The organism is Pseudomonas sp. I3-I5, from assembly GCF_022699445.1.
GTDB classification, from domain to species: Bacteria; Pseudomonadota; Gammaproteobacteria; order Pseudomonadales; family Pseudomonadaceae; genus Aquipseudomonas; species Aquipseudomonas fulva.
The window spans coordinates 1,509,182-1,532,127 of the sequence record NZ_CP093940.1; the positions used below are offsets into that span (position 1 = coordinate 1,509,182).

The window sequence follows — 22,946 nt, forward strand, 5'->3', positions numbered from 1 at the left end:
GCCTTTACCGGCCTGAGAAATCGAGCGTGAAGCGGGTCCACCCCGCCTCGCACGCCACCTGAATCCGCCCGCCATGGGCCTGCACGATCGAGCGCGTGATCGCCAGGCCCAGCCCGGCATGTTCGCCCCCGCCTTCATGCCTGGACGGGTCCACCCGGTAGAAACGATCGAACAGCCTAGGCAATGCCGTCGCCTCGATGGCGCTGCCGGTATTGCTCACGGTGATGCGCGGTCCTGTCGCCAGCGTGATCCGCACCTGTCCCCCCGTCGGCGTGAAACGCAGGGCGTTGTCGAGCAAGTTGGAGAGCGCCCGGCGCAGCATGGTCCTGTCGCCGGGCAGCCACGCCTGTCCCTCGCGTGTCAGCTGCACGGTCGCTTCTTCAGCAGCCAGGGCGTAAAACTCCAGTAGAGAATCCACTTCATCATGCAGGGCAAGTGGGGTGTCACCTGGTGTCAGTAGTCCCTGGTCAGCCTTGGCGAGAAAGAGCATGTCATTGATCATCTGCGCCATCGCCTGCAATTCTTCGAGGTTGTCGTGCAAAACCTCTCGGTAGGTGTCGAGGCTGCGTGGGCGAGTCAGGGTGACCTGGGTGTGGGTCAGCAGGTTGGACAGCGGCGTGCGCAGCTCATGGGCGATGTCGGCCGAAAACGCCGACAGGCGCTGAAACGCATCGTCCAGGCGCTGCAGCATGGCATTGAGGCTGTCAGCCAATTGAGCCAGTTCGGCGGGCATTTGCTCCACGGGTAGCCGGGTGGTGAGCGAACGGGCAGAGACGCGTGCGGTGATGCGGCCCATCTGCCTCAAGGGCCGCAGGCCGCTGCGCGCCGCCCAGGCCCCCAGCAGGGCGGTGACCAGCGCCGACAGTCCGACAGTCAGCCAGATGAGGCGCTGCATGCCTTGCAGAAAATGCTGGTGATGGGTGATGTCGAGGTACAACACAAGTTGCGGCGAGGTCGCGCTGCCTGGCATCAGCGCCACAGCAAGGCTGCGGTAGTCAGTGCCCTGCGCATGCAGCGTGTTCAACCCCGTGGAGGAGGGCGCCGGGGGGAGGCCGGCCTGGCTCTCGAACCAAGTGACGCCCCCACCCGAGGTGACCCGCACGGACAGGTCGGCCTGATGGCTCAGCTCCTCGCGCAGGGCCGGCAGGCGGGTTTGCAGGTCGGCCTGCGTGCCGACGTCCGTCAGGTGACGGCGCAACAACGACAAGCGCGAGGCCAGCAACTGCTGGTCGAGTTCGATGAAATGCTGCTCGCTGGCCTGATTGAACATCAGGCCCGCCCCGAGCGAAACCGCAGCGGTGCAGGCAGCGAACAGCAGCGCCAGGCGACTGGTCAGCGAAATGCGGCGCCTCACGATGGGCGCACTTCCAGCACATAACCCATGCCGCGTACCGTATGGATCAGCTTGTCCTCGTAGGCATCGTCCACCTTGGCCCGCAGTCGGCGGATGGCCACTTCGATCACGTTGGTGTCGCTGGCAAAGTTCATGTCCCAAACCTGGGACGCAATGAGCGCCTTGGACAGCACCTCGCCCTGACGGCGCAGCAGCAGTTCGAGCAAACCGAACTCCTTGGCGGTCAGGTCGATGCGTTGGCCGCCGCGCTCGACACGTCGACGAATCAGGTCAAGGCGCAGGTCTGCTACCGTCAGCAAGGTATCGGCACTGGGCGTGGAGCCGCGCCTGAGCAGGCTGCGCACGCGCGCCAGCAGCTCCGAGAAGGCGAATGGCTTGATCAGGTAATCATCAGCGCCCAGTTCCAAGCCATGTACCCGGTCCTCGACGGCATCGCGGGCGGTCAGGAACAGCACGGGCGTATCGATACCGGCTTGCCGCACGGCCTTGAGGATCTGCCAGCCGTCGCGCCCTGGCAGCATCACATCCAGGATCAGCAGGTCATGATCGCCCGTCAGGGCCAGAAACTGGCCTGTTTCGCCGTCGGTGGCCAGCTCCACCGTGAAGCCGGCCTCGCTCAGGCCCTGATGCAGGTACTGGCCAGTACGGGCCTGGTCTTCGACGATCAACAGTTTCATTGAGGCAAGCTCCGGCGGTTGATGCGGCGCGCCGCAGTGAGGTCCAGCCGGCGCGTGGGTGCCAGGATCATACGTGACCTGTGCGGCATTGAACCAAACTGACACGCTTGTAATGCAGCGGTCAGCTTGATGGCAGTCGCGTGGGCTTAATCTGGCGCCGTTCAATCCAACGCATGGGAGCCTCGATGTCTCGCTTTATCATTGCCTGCGCACTGACGCTGGCCAGTAGTTTTGCCCAGGCAGGCACCGCACACACGCTAGCTTTCGGTGAGCCTGCACCAGCCGAGGAGGCCACCCGTACGGTTGAAGTGCGGCTCAAGGATATCGCCTTCGAGCCCGCCAGCCTCACTGTCAAGGCAGGTGAGACGGTACGCTTCGTGTTGATCAACGAGGGTCAGTTGCCCCACGAGTTCAACCTGGGTGACAAAGCCATGCATGCCGAACATCAAAAACAGATGGTTGCCATGCAAGCCAAGCTGTTCAATGCAGCCGCAGATGAGCAGGGCATGGGGCATGGCGACATGAGCGGGCACTATCACGGTGCAGGTCATGGGCATGGCGGCGGTAACACGGTGCTGGTGATGCCTGGCCAGCGCGCTGAGTTGACCTGGACCTTCAAGGCCTCTGCACCCATCGAATTCGCCTGCAATGTGCCAGGCCATTACCAAGCGGGCATGGTTGGGCCGCTGACCATCGAGTGAGGGGCGCTGCAAGGCGGCAAGCAACAGGGTAGACTGGGCGCCCTACGCGTCATCCTGTACACGACAGGGTTACCCCAGCAATGGGGGCGCGCACCGTACGAACGCTAGCGTCCACTCCACACTTTCAGGTCAGTTCCAATGCACCCTGCCGCCGAACACTCCCCGCTGGGCAAGTCCAGTGAATACGTCGCCACCTATTCCCCGGAGCTGCTGTTCCCGATCCCACGCACCGCCAAATGGGCGGAGCTGGGTGTCACCGCGCAGACGCTTCCCTGGCAAGGGGTGGATTACTGGAACTGTTTCGAGCTGTCCTGGCTGCTGCCCTCGGGCAAGCCCGTGGTAGCCATAGGCGAGTTCGCCATCCCCGCCGATTCGCCCAACATCATCGAATCGAAGTCATTCAAGCTGTACCTGAACTCCTTGAACCAGACCGTTTTCGCAGGCATCGAGCCCTTGCAGGCGTGCCTTGAGAAAGACCTTTCGGCGGCCGCCGGCAAAGCGGTAGGGGTGAAGGTGAGGACGCTGGAAGAGGTCGAGGCCCAAGGCGTGGTCGCTTTGCCAGGCACCTGTATCGATGGGCTGGATGTGGCTATTTCCAACTATGCGCAGCCGCAACCGGAGTTGTTGCAATGCGACGCTCATCAGGTGCTCGAAGAGACGCTGCACAGTCACCTGCTCAAATCCAACTGCCCGGTTACCGGTCAGCCGGACTGGGGAAGCGTGGTAGTGACCTATAAGGGCAGGGCGCTCGATCACGCCAGCCTGCTGACCTATCTCATCAGCTTCCGCCAGCATGCGGATTTCCATGAACAATGCGTCGAGCGCATTTACCTGGACCTGAAGAATCTCTTGCAGCCTGAGCACTTGACCGTTTATGCCCGGTATGTGCGCCGGGGTGGCCTGGATATCAACCCCTACCGCAGCATGGGGGAAATCGTCGTGAGCAATGGGCGCCTGGCCAGGCAGTGACCGCCGCCGGGGTGCGCCTGCGTTGAACCGCACCCGACCCTGACAACAGGCCGCGTGCTGTTCGACCCTGGACGCAGTGCGGGTCATGGCAGGCCACTGCGCTGCGCTGTGTGCGCAGCAGCCCGAGCCGTATGCCTCAGATACCCATGCTGTGCAGCGAGTTGGCAATGCTGCGCAGGGTGGCCGTCAGGTCAGGGTGGTCGGCTTCAAATCGCTCCACGGCAAGGTTCACACCGTCGGCCAGGTTGTTGTCAGGCGTGGCGTTTTCCAGCTTCAGCTGCGCTTCGATTTGACGCGCTTCTTCATGGAGCGCAGCCAGCTCTTCGTCCGAAAGCGGCACGTTGCGATCCAGTTGCTCGCGCAGGCTGTTGAGGCGCTCTTGCAATTCGCGGGCAGGCATTGGCACTTCTCCATCATAGGTTTGGCAAGCCATGGACCTCAGCGAGGCGGCAAAGGTTCTGGCCTGTATTGAGCGTAAACCTTTCGCGTGGGATTTGCATGGCTGGCAGCCGCTGAGCTGTGTCCGTATTTTTCGCGCATTCGCTGGGAAGCGGTTCGTTTCATCCATGAGGTCGGCGAGCAACAGGTTCTCGTTAAATCTTGCTGCCATTGCGTAGCACCACTGACGTAACACTTGGTCACATTAAACTTCATGGATGCCGAAAGCTGTCTATCGGCCTGCAAAACTCTATACTGCCGCACTACAGCAGCGCGACCGTTGCGCTTGCGGCCGATAATCCTGATGGAGAAACACTATGCGTAGGATCGGTGCCAGTGTGATCGAACGAGTCACCCAGGCCTGTGTATGCGCCAGCATGCTGCTGGCGCCCGTGGCGGCTACTCAGGCCGCCACTGAAGAAGATCCCTGGGAAGCGGTCAATCGCCCGATCTTCCGCTTCAACGATACGCTCGATACCTACGCGCTCAAGCCGCTCGCCAAGGGTTACGACGCCGTGACGCCGCAGTTTCTCGAAGACGGCATCCACAATATGTTCCGCAACCTGGGCGATGTGACCAACCTGGCCAACAACGTCCTGCAGCTCAAACCCCATGCGGCAGGGGTGGATACGGCGCGCTTGATCGTCAACACCACCTTCGGCGTGGCCGGGTTCTTCGATGTCGGCACCAAGATGGGGCTGCAGCGCAGCGATGAAGACTTCGGTCAGACCCTGGGCTACTGGGGTGTGCCCAGCGGCCCGTACGTGGTCATTCCCTTGCTGGGCCCAAGCACTGTGCGCGATGGCGTAGCCAAGTACCCGGACACGTTCACCCGGCCTTATCGCTACGTGGACCATGTGCCTACCCGAAACTCGGCCTTCGCCCTGGACGTGGTGGACACCCGTGCGAGCCTGCTGCCGGCCGAGAAGCTGATTCAGGGTGACAAGTACATCTTCATTCGCAACGCTTACCTGCAGAACCGCGAGTTCAAGGTGCGCGATGGCGAAGTCGAGGACGATTTCTAAGGCTACCGCATGGCAAGGATGCGCAGCCCGAACGTGTGCTGCCCATCCGCCTGGGCCGCGATCCACACGACTTCCGCCGTGGCGTGCAAGCCTTCGAGCGAAGGGTGATCCGACTCCAGGCGCACCTCCAGCCGATCCCCGACGTGGAACGGCTGAGGCGCCTGTACTTGCATCCCGCTGCTGGACAGGTCGAGACACACCGCGGCGATGACCTTACCCTCGTGCACCAGGGTAACCGGCGTGTCGATGCGCATGCGGATGAAATCGCGTTTCTCGCTGTGGCTGGTGGCGTTATCGGGCATGCTGCATCCTTCCTGTGAGGTTACATCGTGAGGGTTTCTTATAACTCTCGGTCATTTGCCCTGTAAAGCCGCTCAAGCGTACCGTTCGATGCTTGAAACCCCTGGCGGATGGGAGTACCGTCTGCGCCTTACACCGCATATCTCGCAGTTGCCGGGTAGGCTTTCTTGCCCTACAACTCGCAGAACGTGCGACCTGTTCAGAATTCCCGCAGCTGTTGGTCTGCCTTGCCGGCTCGCTGCACAAACCCCAATCGGCGCCGTTCGCCCACATGCAGAAAACCAGTGCAACGCTGCTGATCATCGATGACGACGACGTGGTCCGTGCAAGCCTCGCCGCGTATCTTGAAGACAGTGGCTTCAGCGTTCTCCAGGCTGGCAACGGCCAGCAGGGGCTTCAGGTCTTCGAAGAGCACCAGCCTGATCTTGTGATCTGCGATTTGCGCATGCCGCAAATGGGCGGACTTGAACTGATTCGTCAGATCAGCGCCCGTGCACCGCAGATACCCGTGATCGTGGTGTCGGGTGCCGGGGTCATGGCCGATGCGGTGGATGCATTGCGACTGGGCGCTGCGGATTACCTGATCAAGCCACTTGAAGACCTGGCGGTGCTGGAGCACTCGGTGCGCCGTGCGTTGGATCGAGCGCACCTTGTGCTGGAAAACCAGCGCTACCGCGAGAAGCTTGAGGCTGCCAACCGCGAACTGGAGGCCAGCCTGCACCTGTTGCAGGAAGACCAGACCGCTGGTCGGCAAGTGCAGATGAACATGTTGCCCCAAAGCCCTTGGCACGCCGGTGATTTTGCCTTCGAGCACCAGATCATCCCGTCGCTGTACCTGTCGGGTGACTTCGCCGACTACTTCCGTGTGGACGAGCGGCGTATCGCTTTCTACCTGGCCGATGTGTCCGGGCACGGTGCTTCTTCGGCCTTCGTCACCGTGCTGCTGAAGTTCATGACCACCCGCCTTCTGTTCGAATTCAAGCGTGGCGGCAACATGCGCGAGTTCCAGCCTTCTGAAGTGCTCAGCCATATCAACCGTGGGTTGATCAACTGCAAGCTGGGCAAGCATGTGACCATGGTGGGCGGGGTGATCGATGAAGACACCGGGTTGCTGACCTATGCCGTAGGCGGGCACCTGCCGCTGCCGGTGCTGCATACACCCGAGCACACCCGCTACCTCGAAGGCCGCGGTTTGCCCGTGGGGCTGTTCGAGGAGGCCCGCTACCAGGACCTGGTGGTTGAACTGCCACCACGTTTCAGCCTGAGCCTGATGTCCGATGGCATCCTGGACCTTTTGCCAGGTGATACGCTCAAAGATAAAGAAGCTGCGCTGCCTGAAATCGTCAGGGCGGCAGAGGGTAGCCTGGATGGGCTGCGTCAACGTTTTGGATTGGCTACGCTAGGGGAGATGCCGGATGATATCGCCCTATTGGTGTTGAGCAGGAACCTTCAATGAGTACCGGTAGAATCCAGTTCGCCGAGCAGGACGGTACCTTCGTACTGAAATTCGTCGGTGAAGTGCGCCTGACCTTGTGTTCGGCGCTCGATGCAACGATCGAGCGAATATTCACCGCGCTGAATTTCTCGACCATCGTGATCGACCTGACCGAAACCGAAAGCATCGACAGCACCACCCTTGGCTTGCTCGCCAAGCTGTCGATCCTGTCGCGACAGAAAGTGGGCCTGCTGCCTACCGTCGTGACCACCAACCCGGATATTTCCCGGCTGTTGCAATCGATGGGGTTCGATCAGGTATTCAACATCGTCGACCGCCCCATCCCGTGCCCCGAATGCCTGTCTGACCTGCCATCCCAGGACCAGAACGAGGAGGTGGTGCGTTCCAAGGTGCTGGAAGCACACCGGATTCTAATGGGCTTGAATGAGTCCAATCGCGAAGCCTTTCATGACTTGGTGAGTGCGCTGGAGCGCAGTTGACCTGGTTCGCCGCGTTGGGATGCGCCAATGGCTGCTTCATCAGAGGAACTCCACGACGCGATGGATGAACCTCGCTTCGACAGCGGTGCTAACCAGCGAGGCTGAGCGCAGGGCGCCTCTTAGAGTGGCAAGCACTACCAGCAACCCGTTTAGCTGCTGGCGTACCTGCACCCCGGTTCAAATGACTGTTCGAGGCTTGGTTTGCAGATCAGACCACCCTGAATCGATGGGTGCCATCACGCTTGAGCTGATCAACCAAGCCAAATTCCCACTCTAGATACCCTTGCATGGCCTCCCGGGGATTGTCCGTACCTTCATAGGGCCGTCTGTAGCGATCGCTACGCGGCACGGCAAGCCGTGACTCACCGCTCTCCAGCGGTTTTCCAGCAGCGATCCACTGTGCAGTGCCACCTTCGAGCAGATACACGGGCGTGCGCGTGAGGGCTTCAAGATCACGCGCGGCGAGGCGTGCCAACAGACCGCTGCCGCAGGTCAGCACAATGCGGCTCGCCTGTGGCACGTTTTCCAGTACCTTCGGCAGTTGGGCACGAATGGCCCAGTAGGCACCGGGGATGTGGCGATTGACGTAGTTGGCGCTGGTGGTGAAATCGAGCAAGACGGTGTCGCCTTCATTCAACCAGGCCGCCAGTTGCTCCACCCCAACCGTGGTGACGGGCGGCAACGCTGGCAACGGTGGCTGCCACTGGCCGGTGGCGGTGAAGTCAGCAGCGTGCAATCCGTCAAGCACTGCTACCTGCCAGCCCATCTGCGCCAGCCACGAGGCCGTCATGTTGGCGCGCACGCCGTCGTCATCGACCAGCACGATGCTAGCGCCGCGTACACTGGCGACGTGGTCGGTTTCTTGTATCAGCTGACCACCTGGCACCGAGCGGCTACCGGGCAGGTGGCCTGCGCCATATTCCTCGGGCGTGCGCACATCGAACAGGTAAGTGGTGCGGCTGGCATCGGCCTGCCATTGGGCAAGCCCGACGCGGTCAATCCTCAGGACGCCGGCACGGTCAGCCACGGCGCGTGCCTTGACCCCAGCCTGTGCCTGAATGCCTGCGTCCACTTCGGTGAAGCGTCGCTGCTGGCCATGGGCCAACTGCTGGCCGGCCAGCGTCCAGCCGATGGTACCGTTGCGCAGCGCTGCCACGGGATTGGGGATGCCGGCATTGACCAGTGATTGAGTGCCGATGATGCTGCGAGTCCGCCCAGCACAGTTGACGATCACCTGGGTGCTCGGGTCTGGTGCCAGCTCAGCCACCCGCAGCACCAGCTCGGCGCCAGGTACGCTGACGCTGCCAGGGATGCTCATGGTCTGGTACTCATCGAAGCGGCGCGCGTCCAACACCACCACGTTGGCCTCTGCATCCAGCAACGCCTGTACCTGCTCGGCGCTCAGCGAGGGCGTGTGCCGCACACTTTCCACCAGTTCACCGAAGGCCTTGCTCGGTACGTTCACGTCGCGGAACAGCTCTCCACCGGCAGCCTCCCAGCCGGCCAGCCCCCCTTCGAGAAGCGCCACGTCGCTGTAGCCCAGCGACAATAGCCGCTGGGCGGCTTCGGCCGCCAAACCCTCGCCATTGTCGTAGAGGGTGATGGCAGTGTCTGCCCGCGGCACTCTGGCCAGTACCTCCAGCTCCAGTTTTGACAGGGGAATGTTGGCGGCAAACAGAGGGTGAGCCTGGGCAAAGGGGTCTTCTTCGCGCACGTCGATCAGGGCGAGCTCTTCTTGCGCAAGGAGGGCGCGGCGGATGTCGTGGTAGTGCCGTGTGTTGACGGTGCTCATCGGGCGGGGTTCTCTTTGGACAGGTCCCAGATATTGGGCAGGAAGGCGTTGGAATAGCCGGAAATGAAGGGTTTCTCGCTGCCGTCCACGGTGTACACGGCGCGCGTGACAGCGCCGATGTTGGCGCCGTAGACGTGAATGCTGATCGACACCTGGTCGGCGAAGGCATTGCTGACTTGATGGATATCCCCAATGATCGGCGATACCGCTTCGACTTGGCCAGGTTCAAGGCGTACCGGCGCGCCCTCGGTCTGCAGCGCACTGCTCGCATCGCGCGCGAAGCCTTGAGCGAGCTCAGCGCCGCGCAACATGCCGATCAGGCCCCAGACCCGATGATCATGGATGGGGGTGCGCTGCCCAGGGCCCCACACGAAACTAACCACCGAGAAGCGTTGGCGTGAGTCGCAATGCAGCAGGTACTGCTGATAGCGCTCTGGATCGGGTTGGGCAAGATCGACTGGCAGCCAGTCGTCATGGGCTACCAATTCGGCTAGCACATGCTTGCCCCGGTCAAGCAGGGTGGCCTCGTCGGGCTGTTGGTCGAGCAACGTGGCGAATTGGTCGATGAAATGGCGCAAGCGCTCCGGGCGAAGGGGTTGGGTCATGGGTCAGGCTCGGCAGTCCAGGATTTGGAAGACCCTAACAAAACGCCTATATATTCTCAAAATGCAAAATAGTAATAACCTAATATGTAAATAGAGAATATAAAGTTCATTGGTGTCACACCGTCCCAAAAGATGAATATCGCATGAGGTTATGCCTAAAGCGCATTTCACAAGTCAGTTATTGCGCATTAGATTATAAAAAATTCTGTGCTAATGCTTTGAAGCTATAAATGACTTCCGGCCAGACCGCACGTGCGGATCGCCTCACATCCCACTGGGTTTACGGAGACGAACGTGCGCTATCTCAAACACCTGGCTGCTACCGTACTGGCCACTACCTTCAGCCTTGCCGCCGCTGCCCAGACGCTGGTCGTGGGCGATCAGAGCTACAACGCCCGCGCTGTCATGGAGGCTGCCGGCGTGCTGGACAATCTGCCCTATTCACTGGAGTGGAAGCAGTTCACCGCAGGCTCGCCGGTGGCCGAGGCGCTCAATGTTGGCAGCCTGGACATCGGCTTGCTCGGCGACGCGCCGCCGCTGTTCCTGGGCGCCCTGGGGGCGCCGATCAAGGTGATCGCCGTCAGTCGGCAGAACCTTGCGGGGGTGGCCATCCTGGTGCGCAAGGACTCGCCGATACGTAGCCTCCAGGATCTACGCGGCAAACGCGCCGCAATCTGGAAAGGCTCGTGGAGCCAGCAACTGCTGTTCAGTGCCCTGGACGAGGCCGGCGTGCCCCGCGACACCCTTGAACTGCGCTACCTCAGTGCACTGGACGCCTCCCATGCGTTGGATGGCGGAGCCGTGGATGTGATCGCCACCTGGGAGCCCTATGTCACCCAGCAGGAGCGGCAAGGCGCTCGGGTGCTGGCCACTGCCGACGGGGTGATACCGGCGCAAAGTTTCGTGGTCGCCAACAGCCAGGCCGTGGAGCACAAGCGTGCACAGATCGCCGACTTCCTTGAGCGCCTGAAAAAAGCTCGGGACTGGACCTTGAGCGACCCTGCGCATACCGAAGCCTATGCCGATGCCTGGGCCCTGCGCACCCGCGCCGACCGTGACATCGCCCGGACATGGTTCGCCCGGGCGCGCACCGACCTTGCGCCACTGGACCCGCAGGTGATTGTCGACGCGCAGAAGACCGTGGATTTCTTCGCAGGGCTGGGCCTGATCAAGGCCTATCCGGCGGCAGACTTGTTCGATACCTCGTTTGGCGCAGCCGTTAAGGGCCACGCCTCGACCGCAACTGAGTGAAGGTTCCCATGAGCAAACGACAGATCAAACTCGGTGCGCTGACCATGGGATGTGGCGGCCCGGGGCGGCATAACCTGTGGCTTGACCCCGAGCTGCCCGTAGACGCCAGCGTCAATATCGACTGGTACATCGACATCGCTCGTCAGGCTGAGGCGGCGCTGTTCGACCTGATGTTCATCGTCGACAGCCAGTTCATCACCGAAGGTTCACCCTCGCACTACCTCAACCGCCTGGAGCCGCTGACGCTTCTCTCGGCGCTGGCGGTCAGCACCCGCCACATCGGGCTGGTCGGCACGCTCACCACGTCCTACAACGCGCCGTTCAACGTGGCTCGCCGGCTCGCTTCGCTGGATCTGATCAGTAAAGGCCGAGCAGGCTGGAACGTGGTCACCAGCGGCGATGCTGGCACGGCAGGCAACTACGGCCTGGACGAGCACTATGATTACGACACCCGCTACGCCCGCGCGCAGGAACATGTAGAAGTGGTACAAGGCCTGTGGCATTCCTATGAGGATGATGCCTTCCCGCGCGAGCGGGCCAGTGGTCGTTTTCTGGACCCCTCCAAGCTGCATCGACTGGACCACAAGGGGGAGCACTTTTCAGTCGAGGGCCCTTTGAACATTCAACGCTCGCCTCAAGGGCAGCCGGTGATTTTCCAGGCGGGCGATTCGGAGCAGGGCCGCGACTTGGGCGCTGCCACTGCCGATGTGGTGTTTACCCATGCCGCGAGCATCGAGCAGGGACAAGCGTTCTACCGGGATATCAAAGGCCGTGCCCTGCGCCTGGGGCGTGATCCGGAGCAATTGCTGGTGCTGCCAGGGGCGGAGATCTACGTAGGTGATACTGACGAGCACGCCCGAGAGATCGAACGTCACTACCATCAGGTCGACCACAGCTTCGAGCTGGCCCTGAAAGAGTTCGGGCGCAACTTTGGCTGGCATGACTTCACCCAGTACGACCTGGACGCACCCTTCCCGCAGCACAGCCTGGAGCACGCGCGCAGCAGCTTCTACACCAACGCCAAGCGCATTGCCGACCAAGCGCGTGAGAAAGGCTTCAGCTTGCGCCAGGCGGTTGAATTCGGTCGTCAACTGCGCCCTGGTACGTTCGTGGGTTCGCCCTCTACCGTAGCGGCCAAGATGGCCGAGTGGTTCGAAGCCAGAGCCCTGGACGGCTTCAACATCTACATTGGGCATCCGGGGCAATTTCGCCGCTTCACCGAGCAGGTAGTGCCGTTGCTGCAAGAACGCGGGATCTATCGCACGGCTTACGAAGGTAGCACCTTGCGCGAGAGCCTTGGGCTGACCATCCCGCACTTCAATCGGTAGGCCGCAGACACCCACACGCGGGGCTGCCATGACGCCCAGGCGGGTCGGGCGCTGTCTGACAGCGCTCGAACCCGCGTACAAGCCCTAGCCCAGGCGTGCCTGGCGCTGCGCTTCGAACCGCTCGACCTGTTGGCGAATGCGTGGAATCAGTTCCTGACCGTACTCCACTGCATCGCGCAGTTGTTCGAACCCCCGAAACAGGAACGTACTCACGCCCAATTCGTAGTAGGCCAGCACTGCTTCGGCCACTTGCTCGGCGGTGCCCACCAGTGACGTGGAATTGCCAGCCCCGCCGCCCAGGGCTGCGATCTCGGTCCACAGCCGGGTGTCATGGACTTTACGTTCCTTGGCGAGCTGAACCAGACGCTCTGACCCTGCGTTGCTCTTGCCGAAGTTCTTTTCGCGGCGATTGCCCTGACGGATGCCGATGGTGTTCTGAGCGTCGGCCAGAATGCGCTCGGCTCGCGCCCAGGCGTCTGCTTCCGTGGCGCCGAGGATCGGGCGCAGCGACAAGCTGAAGCGAATCTGATTCTCTCGACCGTAACGAGCTGCAGCCTTGCGCACCTGCCTGATGCGCTCGCGCACTTGTGCCAGTGGCTCGCCCCACATCATGTACACATCGGCGTGCTTGGCCGCCACTTCCACAGCCGCATCCGAGGCGCCAGAGAAGTAGACGGGCAATTTGCCGACGGGCTTGACCAGTGTGAGGTTGTCTTCGACCTGGTAATGCGTGCCGTGATGATCGAAGGCAGTGCGCTGCGTCCAGGTGTTGTGCATCACCTCCAGGTATTCGTCGGTGCGGGCGTAGCGGGCATCCTTGTCCAGGTAGTCGCCGTCGCGTTGCAGGTCCCCGCTGTCGCCGCCAGTGATCACGTTGATCGCGGCGCGGCCGCCGCTCAACTGGTCCAGGGTGGCGAACTGCCGGGCGGCGAAGGTGGGCGCTTGAAAACCAGGTCGATGCGCGACCAGAAGGCCCATGCGGTCGGTCAGCGCCGCGACGTAGCTGGCCAGAATCATCGAGTCCGGTGCGCTGGTGCTGACCGCCAGCAGTGCTTTGTCGAACCCGGCGTACTCCTGCGCCTGGGCGAAAGCCTTGATGAACGCCAGATCGACAAGCGGGCCACGGGGCGCTTGGGATTCACTGCTTTCCTGAGGGCCGATCAGGCCGATGAATTCGAGGGTCATGGGTTGAAGCTCCTGTTCCAGTGGGTAGGCGTCAAGCCATGCGGCTTGACAGGGCGTTGGGTCATGCAGTGGATGGGCGCGGCGCAGTGGTTAAACCGCTACCGGCAGCACGCTGCGCGAGTGCCCCGGTATTGCCTGGATCAGTGCCCGGGTATAGGCGCTGGCGGGCCGGCCGAGCACCTCTGCCGCCGGGCCCTGTTCGACGACCTGCCCGTGTTGCAGCACCAGCACGTGGTCGGCCATGGTCGCCACCACTGCCAGGTCGTGAGAGACCAGCACGTAGGCCATGCCCAGGTCGCGTTGCAGTTCAGCCAGCAGGGCAAGAATCTGTGCCTGCACCGACACATCCAGCGCGCTGACTGGTTCGTCCAGCAGCAGCAGATCTGGCGCCAGTGCCAAGGCTCGGGCAATGGCCACGCGCTGGCGCTGGCCACCTGACAGTTCATGCGGCAGGCGATCGAGAAAATGCACAGGCAAGTGCACCCTGGCGATCAATTCCCGCGCCCTGCGCTCCAGTGCCTCACCCTTGCCCAGGCCGAACGACACCAGCGGCTCGACGATGCTGTCGAACACGGTGAAGCGGGGATCCAGCGCGGCAAACGGGTTCTGTTGCACCAATTGGATGCGCCTGCGTAGAGGACGAAACTGCTGCCAACTCAATGCGCTGACGTTTTGCCCAGCGAGTTCCACATGACCTTGACTCGGCGTTTCCAGCCCCAAGGCAATACGCAACGCTGTGCTTTTACCCGAGCCTGACTCGCCTACGATGGCCAAGGTCTGGCCGGGGTGCACGGCAAGGTTCAGGTCGTGCAGGGCGGTGAACGGGGTGGACTGCCCAGGCAAGGCAAAGCGTTTGCAGATGTTGTGAAGCCGAAGCAGGGGAGGCTTATCGGTTGGCGAGACCGCGCTGCGCCGCGACACGAAGGCGGGCGCTGCCGTCAGCAGTTCACGGGTATAGGGCTGCTGCGCGCCCCACAGGATCTGCCTGGGCGAGGCGTGCTCGATGAGCTTGCCTTGCTTCATGACCAGCAGGCGGTCGGCGCGATCGCACGCCATGCCCAGGTCATGGGTGATGATCAGCAGCGAGATGCCGCGCTCGGCGGTCAGGTGTTGCAGGTGGTCGAGGATACGCCGCTGCACCGTGACATCCAGGGCGCTGGTAGGCTCGTCGGCCACGATCAACTTGGGCTCGCCGGCCAGCGCGATGGCAATCAGTACGCGCTGGCGCATGCCGCCGGATAACGCGTGGGGGTACTGGCGAGCACGCAGCGCCGGCTGGTCCAGGCCTACTTGGGCCAGCAGGGCCTGTATGTCTGTGTTCAGGCCGGGATAGCGACGGCCACGGGCCAACACCAGTGCCTCGCCGATTTGCTGGCCGATGCGCAGGGTTGGGTTGAGGCTGACCATCGGATCCTGCGGCACCAAGGCAATGGTGCGCCCGCGCAAGCGGCGCCTGGTGCGCTCGTCAGCCTGGGCCACATCGACCCCATCGACCCACAATTGACCTTGGTCGATCTGGGCGTTGACCGGTAGCAGGCCGAGCAGGGCGTTGGCGAGGGTCGACTTGCCGGAGCCGGACTCCCCGACAATGGCCAGTGTTTCGCCTTTGGCCAGGCTGAAGGACAGCTGGCTCACGGCCGGGGTACGCTGTCCTGCAAAGGCGTAGCTGATCATCAGGTCGCGTACCTCGACCAAGGGTGGCTGGCTCATCGGGCATGCTCCTCAGCGCTGCGCGCCAGGTGATTGAGGCTGAACACCACGGCCACCACGAACAGCCCCGGCAGCAGGGATACCCAAGGCGCTGTGACGAGAAAGTGACGCCCGTTGGCGATCAGCGTGCCCCACTCAGCAGCGGGCGGCGCTGCGCCGAAGCCCAGGAAGCTGAGCCCAGCGGTGGCCAGGATCGCGGCGCCAAAGTCCAGGGTGGCCAGTACCGCCACCGGGCCCCACGCATTGGGCAGTACGTGGCGCATCAGGGTGCATGACCAACTGGCGCCGCCAAGGCGCGCCGCTTCGACGTATGGCAGCGATTTGATGCGCAGCACCTCGGCGCGGGTCGTGCGGGCGAAGCCTGGAATGATCCCGACCCCCACCGCCACGGCCACGGGCACCGTGCCAAAGCCAATGGCCGTGACGATGGCCAGTGCCAACAGCAAGCTGGGCAGGGCGAGCAAGACGTCGATCAGGCGCATCAAGGCTGCATCGAGGCGTCCTCCGGCAAACCCCGCCAGTACGCCAAGCCCAAGGCCGCCCACCAGGGCGATGGCCACTGCCAGCAATGCCGCCATCACCGACAGGCGCGCGCCGTACATCACCCGCGTGTACAGGTCGCGGCCCAACTCGTCGGTACCGAACCAATGCACCAGGTTAGGGGGCGTGAGCTTGTCGGCGGGTGCTGTGGCGTAGGGGTCGAAACTGGTGAGCAGCTGAGGTGCCAGCGCTGCGAATAAAGCGAACAAGACGATCAGTAGCGCCAGGCTGAAGCCAGGGCGGCGCAACAGCGGCGTCAAGGCGCGATGGACGCGCTGATACCGCGTGCGTCGTTTCCAGAGACGGGGTGCGCCTGGCTCACCGCTGGTCGAGGCGGCGTCGGGTGCGATCAGGGGAATATCCATGGTCATCTCAGTTCACCTTCGCCGTAGGGGTGATGCGGGGGTCGAGGTAGGGGTAGAGCAGATCGACGATCAGGTTGACCAGCACGAAAGCGGCCGCCGATACCGCGACAATCGCCAGCACTACCGGTATGTCCTGACGCAGCACGGCTTCCTGGGCCAACCGGCCTACGCCATTACGCGAGAAGATGGTCTCGACCAGCACGGCACCAGACACGGTGTTGCCGACCTGCAGCCCGATCAGGGTCAGCAGCGGCAGCGTGGCGTTGCGCAGGCCGTGGCGGGCCTGGACCTGGGCGCGGCTGAGCCCTTTGGCGAAGGCGGTGGTGATGTAGGGTTCCTGCCACACCCCTTGAAAGCCCCGCTGCAACACCTGGGCATACACGGCGGCGCTGGGTATCGCCAGGGTGATTGCCGGCAGCACCAGGCTGGCGACTCCTTGGCTGCCTGTGGCCGGGAACCAGCCCAGCGCGAAGGCGAAGACCTGGATCAGCACCAGCCCCATCCAGAACACGGGTATTGAATAGCCCAGCGACGGTACCCTGGCGAGTGCCGTCTTGAGCGGTCGCCATTGCAGGTAGGCGGTCAGGTAGGCAAGGCCGACCCCACCCACCACCGACAGCACGATGGCAGAGCCCGCCAGCGCCAAGGTCTGCGGCAAACGTTCGGCCAGCAGTGCGGTAACGGGTCGCCCTAGTGACAGCGACTGCCCCAGATCACCGTGCAGGGCACGCCACAGCAGGTCGATGTATTGCTCGAACAGGCCTTTGTCCAGCCCGTAGAAAGCACGAGCCTTGGCCAGTGCTTCGGGTGACAGGCCATCGGCCTCCATGCCGGAGGCGCTGAGCATGATGGTCAGGGTGTCGCCAGGCAAAAGGTAGAGGATGAAATACGTGATGGTGTACGCACCCCACAGTACCAGCAGCGCCTGACCCAGGCGGGTGATCAGGTAGCGCTTCATGGCTGGCTGACCTCGATGTCGCTGAACAGCGCAAAGCCTTCGGCGGTCCAGCGAAAATCCTTGACCCGGGGTGAGGTGGCGGCTTGCCAGACGCGCTCGTACAGCGGGAAGGCCGAGGCTTCGTCGATCAGCAGGTCTTGCAGCTGCCCGTAGGCTTGGGCCCGTTGCGCATCGTCAGTCGCGGTGATGCCACTGTCGAACAGCGCCTGTGCCCGTGCCAGGGTTTGCGGCTCGTAGGTATTGGTGGCCAGGGTGGCGCTGTTGGCCGAACGTGGATCAAGAATGGTCTGCAGAATGATCGGGTCGGCACGGGTCATGTAGGTGGAAGTCAGGTCATAACTGCCGGCGGCATTGCCCGCGACCCACTCGGCGCGGGTCAGGACATTGAGCTTCAGATCGATGCCGACCTTGCGCAGCTGGTCCTGCACCAGCACATCACCGGCGCTTTCGGCCGGGGTGAGGTTGTAGCGCAAGGTCAGGCGCTTGCCGTTCTTGTGCCGGTAACCGTCTTCGCCCTTGTGCCAACCGGCAGCGTCGAGCAACTGCTCGGCGCCTGCAGGGTCATGGACGAGCTTGTTGGCCTGGGGCTTGAAGTACGGCGTGGTGACGTCGTACACGCCGCTGACAACGGGGAACTGCGCGTTGTAGACGGTGTGCGCATAACTGGTGCGATCGATGGCTTTCTGCAGCGCAAGACGAACGTTTCGGTCAGCCAGCAGGCGATTGTCACGGGTGTTGGGGTAGAGGTTCAGCGCGGGGCCTGGCAAGGACCGGCTCTGGATGGTGGCGCCCTTGGCCTGGAACAGTTTGAGATCGACCTCGGAGAAGGGGTTACGCGGCCACAGGATGTCGGTCTTGCCCTGAAGAAACAGACCGTTTCGCACACTTTCTTCAGGGATGTAGCTTATGTTGATGGCGTCCACGTGCGCAGCGCCCCGGTTATGCACGTTGGCCGAGGGCCATCCGTAGTCGCTGCGCTTGACCAGGCGGGCGCCCACTTCGGGTGTGTAGTGATCGAGGATGAACGGTCCGGTACCGATGATGTTGCCCAGTGAGCGGGCTTTGGCGGTCAGCTGGTACGACGCTGGGGCGAGGATGGCCAGGTTGGTGGTGGACGTGGCCTGCAAAAAGCCTGCATTAGGCCGCGATAGCACCAGGCGCACGGTGAAGGCGTCGAGTACCTCGGCATGGTCGTAGCCTGCCAAGTAGGTAGCGCCGAAGGTGGCCGGCGACTGAGCAGCAAACGCCTTGTTGCTGTCGAAGGCTGCTTTCACGGCGTGCGCGTCGAAGCGCTCGCCATTGCTGAACGTGACGTCCTGACGCAAGTGGAAGGTGTAGCTCAGGGCGTCGGCACTGACTTCCCAGCTTTTGGCCAGCCAAGGAATGATCTGCCCGCTATCGGGGTCTTGATCGGTGAGGGATTCAGCCACGTTGCGCAGCAGCACACGGTGCTCCAACCAGTAGACCTGGAAAGGATCGAGGCTGACCAGGGTGGTGTTGTCGCCCCAGAAGGCGATGTTGAGTGTTTTGTCAGCACTGGCTTCATCGCCGGGGGAGCAGGCAGTGAGGGCCAGGGTCAGGGCGCCAAAGGCGAACAGGTGGTGCAGTGGGGGCATTGCATGCTCCTTCAAGGAGAAAAAGTGCGTCGGCATCCGGCCAAGCGCAAAGCGAGCCGGTCGCCACTGACAGCATGTCGAGCGTCGGAACAGGGATGCCCCTGAGCGGGCGAGCCTGGGCTCAGCGCAGGCACAGCAAGGCGCCTTCAGTTCTGGTAGTCGCGGCCCTCGCGATCCAGTTGCCGAACCAACGCGTCCCAATGCCGCTGGATGCCGTCCCCCTTGCCATCGGAAAAGCGCTTGGACTGCTCATGCACCTTGGCAATGGCCGCCTGCGAGGCATGCAGCAATTGATCGTTGCCCCCAGCCTGGGCTGCCACCTGAATATTGCAGGCACGCTCTAGCCCATGCAGTTCGCGAAATGCATGCTCCACGCTGATGCCCCCGGTCAGCAGCCCGTGGTTGCGCAGGATCAGGATGTTGCTGTCGCCCAGGTTAGCCACCAGTCGCTGCTGCTCGTCCAGGTCCAGGGCCACGCCCTCGTAATCGTGGTAAACCACGCGGCTGTAGTACGCCAGGGCATGCTGAGAAATCGGCAGCAAGCCGTCGCGCTGGGCTGACACCGCTGCGCCGTCGCGGGTGTGGGTGTGCAGCACAGCCTTGAGGTCGGGCCGGGCGCGGTGAATGGCGCTGTGAATCACATAGCCGGCCTGGTTGATGCCCAGGCCTAGCGGGTCGTCGATAATGGAGCCGTCGACGTCCACCTTGACCAGGTTCGAGGCGCTGATTTCGTCGAACAGCAAGCCAAAGGCATTGATCAGGAAATGTTCTTCGGGCCCCGGTACACGGGCCGAAAAATGCGTGTAGATATGGTCAGTCCAGCGGAACAGGGCCGCCAGGCGGTAGGCGGCGGCCAGCTTGACACGCACCTCCCATTCTTCGGCGCTGACCCGCTCGCGCACATTGCTGGGGGGTTGCTTGACGGCAGACAGTGAGCTCATTGAGGTGTTCTCCGGTGATCAGTAGCCACGGGCGGTGTCGACCAGGTTGGTCAAGGGCGCTCGCTCGCGGTAGCGGTGGAAATTGGCGATGAAGGCTTCGAGAAACGCCGGGCAACCTTCATCGGAAATGGCCGAGGTATGTGGCGACAGAAACACGCGTGGGTGGTCATACAGCGGGTGGCCAGCGGGCAGCGGCTCGGGGTCGGTCACATCCAGGCTGGCGCGGGCGATTACTCCGCTGTCCAGCGCCGCTAGCAGCGCCTGCTGATCGATCAGCCCGCCACGGGCGACGTTGACCAGGTGCAAGCCCGGGCGGGCCGCGCTCAGCACGTGTCGATCAATCAGACCGCGGGTCTCACGGGTCAGTGGGGCGGCCAGCACCAGGTGGTCGCTCTGTGCGAACAACTGGCGTAGATCATCGACGCGCGCCACGCCGCGCACGTCGGCGATAGGCTGTCCCGGCCGGCTCAGGGCCACCACCCGCATGCCGAGCGCCGCGGCCTTGCGAGCAAGGCTCTGGCCGATATTGCCGAAGCCCAGAATGCCCAAGGTGCGCCCGCGCAAGGGCGCCAGTGCGGTGAGGCGCCAGTCGGCGTCCTTGACCCACAGGCTTGGCAATTGCTTTGCCGCGGCGAACATCAGTGCCAGCGCGAACTCGGCGACCTGCTCGGCATTGGCGCCTTTGCCGCTGGTGACAGGGGGGCCGTCGAAGATCCATTGAGGGTAGAGATCGATACCCGAAGACACCAATTGCACCCACTTCAACCCCCAGGGCCACTGCGTCGGCGGGCTGTCGACACGCTGCCCACGCACATTGATCGGGCGCAGGATGAACACGTCGGCGGCCACCTCAAGGCTCAGCTGACCGGGTGGGACATCGATGACTTCATGACCCGGCAACTGCTTGCGCAGGTAGTGATTGGCCTGGGCGTCGAGGTGGCTGGCAATCGTTGAATGGCTCATGCCTGCACCTGCGCCAGTGCAGCTCGGCCGGCCTGGTTGAAGACGACGTCGTCCTGGGGGGTGTGGATACGGCTGCAGAGTACATCGCGGTAGTGCCGTTCCAGGGCATTGTGCCGCGAAAGCCCAGGGTTGCCCGCCGCCTCGACCGCCAGCGTCACGGCCTCGATGGCATTGGCGCTGACCAAATGCTTGAGCTGCCCGGCATGGTGCGCGGCGGTCTGCCCGGCGACGGCGCCATCGAGCAGGCTCTGGTTGGCAAAGAGCAGGGTATCGATGCGCCCGACCGTCTGCTGAAAACGCGGCAGACTCGCCAAGGGTGCACCCAGGTTCGACGGTGTGCGCTGCGTGAGAAATGCCACCAACCAATCGCGTGCTGCCTGTGCCACCGCGTCGTAGACGGCTGGCAGCAATACGCTCATCCACAGCAAACTGTCTTCGTCGAGTTCGGCTTTCGGGGCATTGGTCGGGCTGAGGCTGACGGCGTGGTCAAGCGGGATCAGCACGTCCTCGAAATGCACTTGATGGCTGCAGGTCGCACGCATGCCCAAGTGGTCCCAGTCCTCGACAATGGTGATACCGGGCGTGTCGCGGTGTACCAGAAAGGCGCCTACCAAAGGCACGGCGTCGTCGCTGCGGCCCCAGACCAGGAACCAGGTCAGACCATGGCTGCCCGTGGAATAGATCTTGCGCCCGCTCAGGCGCCAGCCCTGCGCCGTGCGGCGCGCCAAGGTGGCGGGCAAGCCGCCGCGGGTCGGGGTGCCGAGTTCAGGCTCGACGCGCAGCGCATTGATCAGCGCGCCGTGTTCCACGGCGTCGCGTGCGATGCGGTGACGCAGGTGTTCAGGCCAGTCTGCTGCCCGATGCGCACGCACGTGCTGCAAGTACTGCATCACCAGGATAAGCCCGGTGGCGGGGTCGCCTTTGGAGACCGCGCTGATCACCCGGCGAGCGCTCGCCAAGTCCGCACCGCCGCCGCCGAGGTGGCGCGGCACCGTGTAGGCAAGCAGCCCGTGGCGGTGCAGCAGCTCGAAATTGTCCCGAGGGAACCGAGCGCTGCGGTCATAGCGCTCGGCATTGGCCGCAAGGGCCTGCGTCAGCTCGGCGAGGGCGCTGCCTGAGGGGTGACTCATGGGTTTCATCCCTGAATGACGGTGTATTTCTTAAGACCGTATTCGTATGGATGAACCCTGTAAAAGTCTTTTTGGTTCTATGCTAATTATCAGTTAAGGGAATTTCATAAAAATACTGTTATGCGATTAATGCATATAATGTGCTGGGATTCACTACCCGAGTGATCCGGACTTTCGATCAGCCGGGCATAATCAGCCCTGCAAGCGGTGCCCGGCCACCTCGCCGAACAGCTCCACTGGCTCCTGGAGATTACCCAGGTAGCGTGGATGAAAAAGCCACAGGTCCACTTGTGGCTTGAAATCACTGACGGTGAGGACGTCGAGCAAGTCGCGGTGGCGGCTGGCTTGCAGCAAGGGCTCCGGCACCAGTCCCAGCCCCTGGCCATTGGCGACCAACCCCAACTGCAGCTCAGTACCGAATGTCTCCAGGTTGATCGACAGGCTCAGCCCTTGCTCGCTCAGCGCGCGTTGCAGCCCAGCGCGAAAGCCGCAGCCGTCGGGGTTCAGTACCCAGCCGCGGGTGTAGCAATCCTTGAGCTTGTAACTGCGTTTGCTCGCGCTACCCTTGGCCGCCACCACCTTCAGCGGCATACGTGCGATGGACTGGCTGGCGATCCCATCGGGAAAGATCTTGCCAGGCGGAAACAGCGCGGCGGCGGCGTCCAGTTCACCGTTTTCCATACGCCCGATCAAGCTGCTACCCCAGCCGCTGGTGACCTGGGTGCGCAGTTGCGGGTAGGCCTGGCGGATCTGCGCCAGGGCGTCGAGCAGCACCACGTCCCCCAGGGTCTGCGCAACGCCCAGGCGTAGCGTTCCGGACGGCGCGCCGTCGTCGGCCACCATTTCGCGCAACGAGTCGATCTCGCGCAGAATCGCTTTGCATTGTTCATAGACCCGCAGCCCCATGGGGGTAGGTTTGAGGGGCTTGGTGTTGCGGTCGAGCAGGGTAGCGCCAAGGTCTTGCTCGAAGTTCTGCACACGCCGGGTGATGGCTGGTTGCGTGACTTGCAGCGCCTCGGCGGCAAGGTTGGTCGACTGGCAACGCATGACGGCAACGAACGCGTCCATGTCATCGATTTTCATGATCGGCCCTTACCTGAACGGTAAAAAAATAAGGCATTAGCATAATCCCGATCTTCAGAAATGCTATGGCCGGCATTCAA

Annotated in this window: 22 protein-coding genes; 7 read left to right on the top strand and 15 right to left on the bottom strand. The window is 62.7% G+C overall.

Going from position 1 to position 22,946, the window contains the following annotated elements:
- Positions 1-4 precede the first annotated feature (4 nt).
- Positions 5-1,354, bottom strand: coding sequence for a heavy metal sensor histidine kinase (locus MOP87_RS06755; protein WP_242810270.1), 1,350 nt, complete (start codon positions 1,352-1,354; stop codon positions 5-7).
- Positions 1,351-2,031 carry a heavy metal response regulator transcription factor gene (locus tag MOP87_RS06760; protein WP_027915076.1) on the bottom strand — a complete coding sequence of 227 codons (681 nt, stop codon included), beginning with the start codon at positions 2,029-2,031 and terminating at the stop codon, positions 1,351-1,353. The genes MOP87_RS06755 and MOP87_RS06760 overlap by 4 nt, the downstream gene beginning before the upstream one ends.
- 185 nt (positions 2,032-2,216) lie before the next feature.
- On the opposite strand from MOP87_RS06760, the gene MOP87_RS06765 reads away from it, so the two are divergent.
- Complete coding sequence (locus MOP87_RS06765; protein ID WP_145280703.1) at positions 2,217-2,732, top strand: cupredoxin family protein; 516 nt, start codon at positions 2,217-2,219, stop codon at positions 2,730-2,732.
- 138 nt (positions 2,733-2,870) lie between these two features.
- On the top strand, positions 2,871-3,701 hold the full coding sequence (gene queF / locus MOP87_RS06770; RefSeq protein WP_028687358.1) for an NADPH-dependent 7-cyano-7-deazaguanine reductase QueF: 831 nt from the start codon (positions 2,871-2,873) through the stop codon (positions 3,699-3,701).
- Positions 3,702-3,837: 136 nt separating this feature from the next.
- Here queF and MOP87_RS06775 read toward each other — a convergent pair whose 3' ends face one another.
- Positions 3,838-4,101 (bottom strand): DUF4404 family protein, encoded by a 264-nt coding sequence (locus MOP87_RS06775; RefSeq protein WP_023534264.1) that lies wholly within the window; start codon positions 4,099-4,101, stop codon positions 3,838-3,840.
- A gap of 355 nt (positions 4,102-4,456) precedes the next feature.
- On the opposite strand from MOP87_RS06775, the gene MOP87_RS06780 reads away from it, so the two are divergent.
- Positions 4,457-5,164 (top strand): VacJ family lipoprotein, encoded by a 708-nt coding sequence (locus MOP87_RS06780; protein WP_027915073.1) that lies wholly within the window; start codon positions 4,457-4,459, stop codon positions 5,162-5,164.
- Between the two features lie 2 nt (positions 5,165-5,166).
- Here the strand turns inward: MOP87_RS06780 and MOP87_RS06785 are convergent, their stop codons facing one another.
- Positions 5,167-5,466, bottom strand: a complete 300-nt coding sequence (locus MOP87_RS06785; protein ID WP_059183162.1) for a PilZ domain-containing protein — start codon at positions 5,464-5,466, stop codon at positions 5,167-5,169.
- A gap of 269 nt (positions 5,467-5,735) precedes the next feature.
- Here MOP87_RS06785 and rssB point away from each other — a divergent pair, with 269 nt between their 5' ends.
- Together rssB and rssC are read left to right on the top strand one after the other, a co-directional pair.
- The gene (gene rssB, locus MOP87_RS06790) at positions 5,736-6,920 is read left to right on the top strand and encodes a two-component system response regulator RssB (RefSeq protein WP_027915071.1); all 1,185 of its coding nucleotides are present in this window, start codon (positions 5,736-5,738) and stop codon (positions 6,918-6,920) included.
- The gene (rssC, locus tag MOP87_RS06795) at positions 6,917-7,399 is read left to right on the top strand and encodes an anti-sigma factor antagonist RssC (protein ID WP_027915070.1); all 483 of its coding nucleotides are present in this window, start codon (positions 6,917-6,919) and stop codon (positions 7,397-7,399) included. Before rssB ends, rssC begins: the two co-directional genes overlap by 4 nt.
- A 208-nt stretch (positions 7,400-7,607) precedes the next feature.
- On the opposite strand, the gene MOP87_RS06800 is transcribed toward rssC, so the two are convergent.
- Both MOP87_RS06800 and MOP87_RS06805 read right to left on the bottom strand, forming a co-directional pair.
- Positions 7,608-9,191 (bottom strand): rhodanese-related sulfurtransferase, encoded by a 1,584-nt coding sequence (locus MOP87_RS06800; protein ID WP_242810271.1) that lies wholly within the window; start codon positions 9,189-9,191, stop codon positions 7,608-7,610.
- Positions 9,188-9,796: a cysteine dioxygenase gene (locus MOP87_RS06805; protein ID WP_145280706.1), complete on the bottom strand. Its 609-nt coding sequence runs from the start codon at positions 9,794-9,796 to the stop codon at positions 9,188-9,190. Before MOP87_RS06805 ends, MOP87_RS06800 begins: the two co-directional genes overlap by 4 nt.
- 294 nt (positions 9,797-10,090) lie before the next feature.
- Between MOP87_RS06805 and MOP87_RS06810 the strand changes: the two genes are divergently transcribed.
- Entirely contained in the window at positions 10,091-11,047 is a 957-nt protein-coding gene (locus MOP87_RS06810) for an ABC transporter substrate-binding protein (RefSeq protein ID WP_242810272.1), read from the top strand.
- 8 nt (positions 11,048-11,055) lie between these two features.
- The gene (locus MOP87_RS06815; RefSeq protein WP_145280710.1) at positions 11,056-12,375 is read left to right on the top strand and encodes an LLM class flavin-dependent oxidoreductase; all 1,320 of its coding nucleotides are present in this window, start codon (positions 11,056-11,058) and stop codon (positions 12,373-12,375) included.
- A gap of 84 nt (positions 12,376-12,459) precedes the next feature.
- Here the strand turns inward: MOP87_RS06815 and MOP87_RS06820 are convergent, their stop codons facing one another.
- The 9 genes from MOP87_RS06820 to MOP87_RS06860 form a co-directional block, all read right to left on the bottom strand.
- On the bottom strand, positions 12,460-13,560 hold the full coding sequence (locus tag MOP87_RS06820; protein WP_206405865.1) for an LLM class flavin-dependent oxidoreductase: 1,101 nt from the start codon (positions 13,558-13,560) through the stop codon (positions 12,460-12,462).
- A gap of 90 nt (positions 13,561-13,650) precedes the next feature.
- On the bottom strand, positions 13,651-15,270 hold the full coding sequence (locus tag MOP87_RS06825; RefSeq protein WP_236166959.1) for an ABC transporter ATP-binding protein: 1,620 nt from the start codon (positions 15,268-15,270) through the stop codon (positions 13,651-13,653).
- Positions 15,267-16,181 (bottom strand): ABC transporter permease, encoded by a 915-nt coding sequence (locus MOP87_RS06830; RefSeq protein WP_242810273.1) that lies wholly within the window; start codon positions 16,179-16,181, stop codon positions 15,267-15,269. Before MOP87_RS06830 ends, MOP87_RS06825 begins: the two co-directional genes overlap by 4 nt.
- 1 nt (position 16,182) lies before the next feature.
- Entirely contained in the window at positions 16,183-17,133 is a 951-nt protein-coding gene (locus tag MOP87_RS06835; RefSeq protein WP_242810274.1) for an ABC transporter permease, read from the bottom strand.
- Complete coding sequence (locus MOP87_RS06840; protein ID WP_242810275.1) at positions 17,130-18,749, bottom strand: ABC transporter substrate-binding protein; 1,620 nt, start codon at positions 18,747-18,749, stop codon at positions 17,130-17,132. The genes MOP87_RS06835 and MOP87_RS06840 overlap by 4 nt, the downstream gene beginning before the upstream one ends.
- A 146-nt stretch (positions 18,750-18,895) precedes the next feature.
- A complete protein-coding gene (locus tag MOP87_RS06845) occupies positions 18,896-19,690 on the bottom strand; it encodes a class II aldolase/adducin family protein (protein WP_242810276.1) in 795 nt (264 codons plus the stop codon).
- Between the two features lie 18 nt (positions 19,691-19,708).
- Positions 19,709-20,653, bottom strand: a complete 945-nt coding sequence (locus MOP87_RS06850; protein WP_242810277.1) for a D-isomer specific 2-hydroxyacid dehydrogenase family protein — start codon at positions 20,651-20,653, stop codon at positions 19,709-19,711.
- Positions 20,650-21,783: an acyl-CoA dehydrogenase family protein gene (locus MOP87_RS06855; protein ID WP_242810278.1), complete on the bottom strand. Its 1,134-nt coding sequence runs from the start codon at positions 21,781-21,783 to the stop codon at positions 20,650-20,652. Before MOP87_RS06855 ends, MOP87_RS06850 begins: the two co-directional genes overlap by 4 nt.
- A 192-nt stretch (positions 21,784-21,975) precedes the next feature.
- Positions 21,976-22,866, bottom strand: coding sequence for a LysR family transcriptional regulator (locus tag MOP87_RS06860; protein WP_242810279.1), 891 nt, complete (start codon positions 22,864-22,866; stop codon positions 21,976-21,978).
- Positions 22,867-22,946 lie beyond the last annotated feature (80 nt).

Coding starts and splice junctions, on each gene's coding strand:
- MOP87_RS06835 (WP_242810274.1), bottom strand. CDS start 17,133: ATGAAGCGCTACCTGATCACCCGCCTGGGTCAGGCGCTGCTGGTACTG.
- MOP87_RS06805 (WP_145280706.1), bottom strand. CDS start 9,796: ATGACCCAACCCCTTCGCCCGGAGCGCTTGCGCCATTTCATCGACCAA.
- MOP87_RS06800 (WP_242810271.1), bottom strand. CDS start 9,191: ATGAGCACCGTCAACACACGGCACTACCACGACATCCGCCGCGCCCTC.
- MOP87_RS06845 (WP_242810276.1), bottom strand. CDS start 19,690: ATGAGCTCACTGTCTGCCGTCAAGCAACCCCCCAGCAATGTGCGCGAG.
- MOP87_RS06830 (WP_242810273.1), bottom strand. CDS start 16,181: ATGACCATGGATATTCCCCTGATCGCACCCGACGCCGCCTCGACCAGC.
- MOP87_RS06815 (WP_145280710.1), top strand. CDS start 11,056: ATGAGCAAACGACAGATCAAACTCGGTGCGCTGACCATGGGATGTGGC.
- MOP87_RS06760 (WP_027915076.1), bottom strand. CDS start 2,031: ATGAAACTGTTGATCGTCGAAGACCAGGCCCGTACTGGCCAGTACCTG.
- queF (WP_028687358.1), top strand. CDS start 2,871: ATGCACCCTGCCGCCGAACACTCCCCGCTGGGCAAGTCCAGTGAATAC.
- MOP87_RS06840 (WP_242810275.1), bottom strand. CDS start 18,749: ATGCCCCCACTGCACCACCTGTTCGCCTTTGGCGCCCTGACCCTGGCC.
- MOP87_RS06765 (WP_145280703.1), top strand. CDS start 2,217: ATGTCTCGCTTTATCATTGCCTGCGCACTGACGCTGGCCAGTAGTTTT.
- MOP87_RS06825 (WP_236166959.1), bottom strand. CDS start 15,270: ATGAGCCAGCCACCCTTGGTCGAGGTACGCGACCTGATGATCAGCTAC.
- rssC (WP_027915070.1), top strand. CDS start 6,917: ATGAGTACCGGTAGAATCCAGTTCGCCGAGCAGGACGGTACCTTCGTA.
- rssB (WP_027915071.1), top strand. CDS start 5,736: ATGCAGAAAACCAGTGCAACGCTGCTGATCATCGATGACGACGACGTG.
- MOP87_RS06850 (WP_242810277.1), bottom strand. CDS start 20,653: ATGAGCCATTCAACGATTGCCAGCCACCTCGACGCCCAGGCCAATCAC.
- MOP87_RS06785 (WP_059183162.1), bottom strand. CDS start 5,466: ATGCCCGATAACGCCACCAGCCACAGCGAGAAACGCGATTTCATCCGC.
- MOP87_RS06855 (WP_242810278.1), bottom strand. CDS start 21,783: ATGAGTCACCCCTCAGGCAGCGCCCTCGCCGAGCTGACGCAGGCCCTT.
- MOP87_RS06780 (WP_027915073.1), top strand. CDS start 4,457: ATGCGTAGGATCGGTGCCAGTGTGATCGAACGAGTCACCCAGGCCTGT.
- MOP87_RS06775 (WP_023534264.1), bottom strand. CDS start 4,101: ATGCCTGCCCGCGAATTGCAAGAGCGCCTCAACAGCCTGCGCGAGCAA.
- MOP87_RS06820 (WP_206405865.1), bottom strand. CDS start 13,560: ATGACCCTCGAATTCATCGGCCTGATCGGCCCTCAGGAAAGCAGTGAA.
- MOP87_RS06860 (WP_242810279.1), bottom strand. CDS start 22,866: ATGAAAATCGATGACATGGACGCGTTCGTTGCCGTCATGCGTTGCCAG.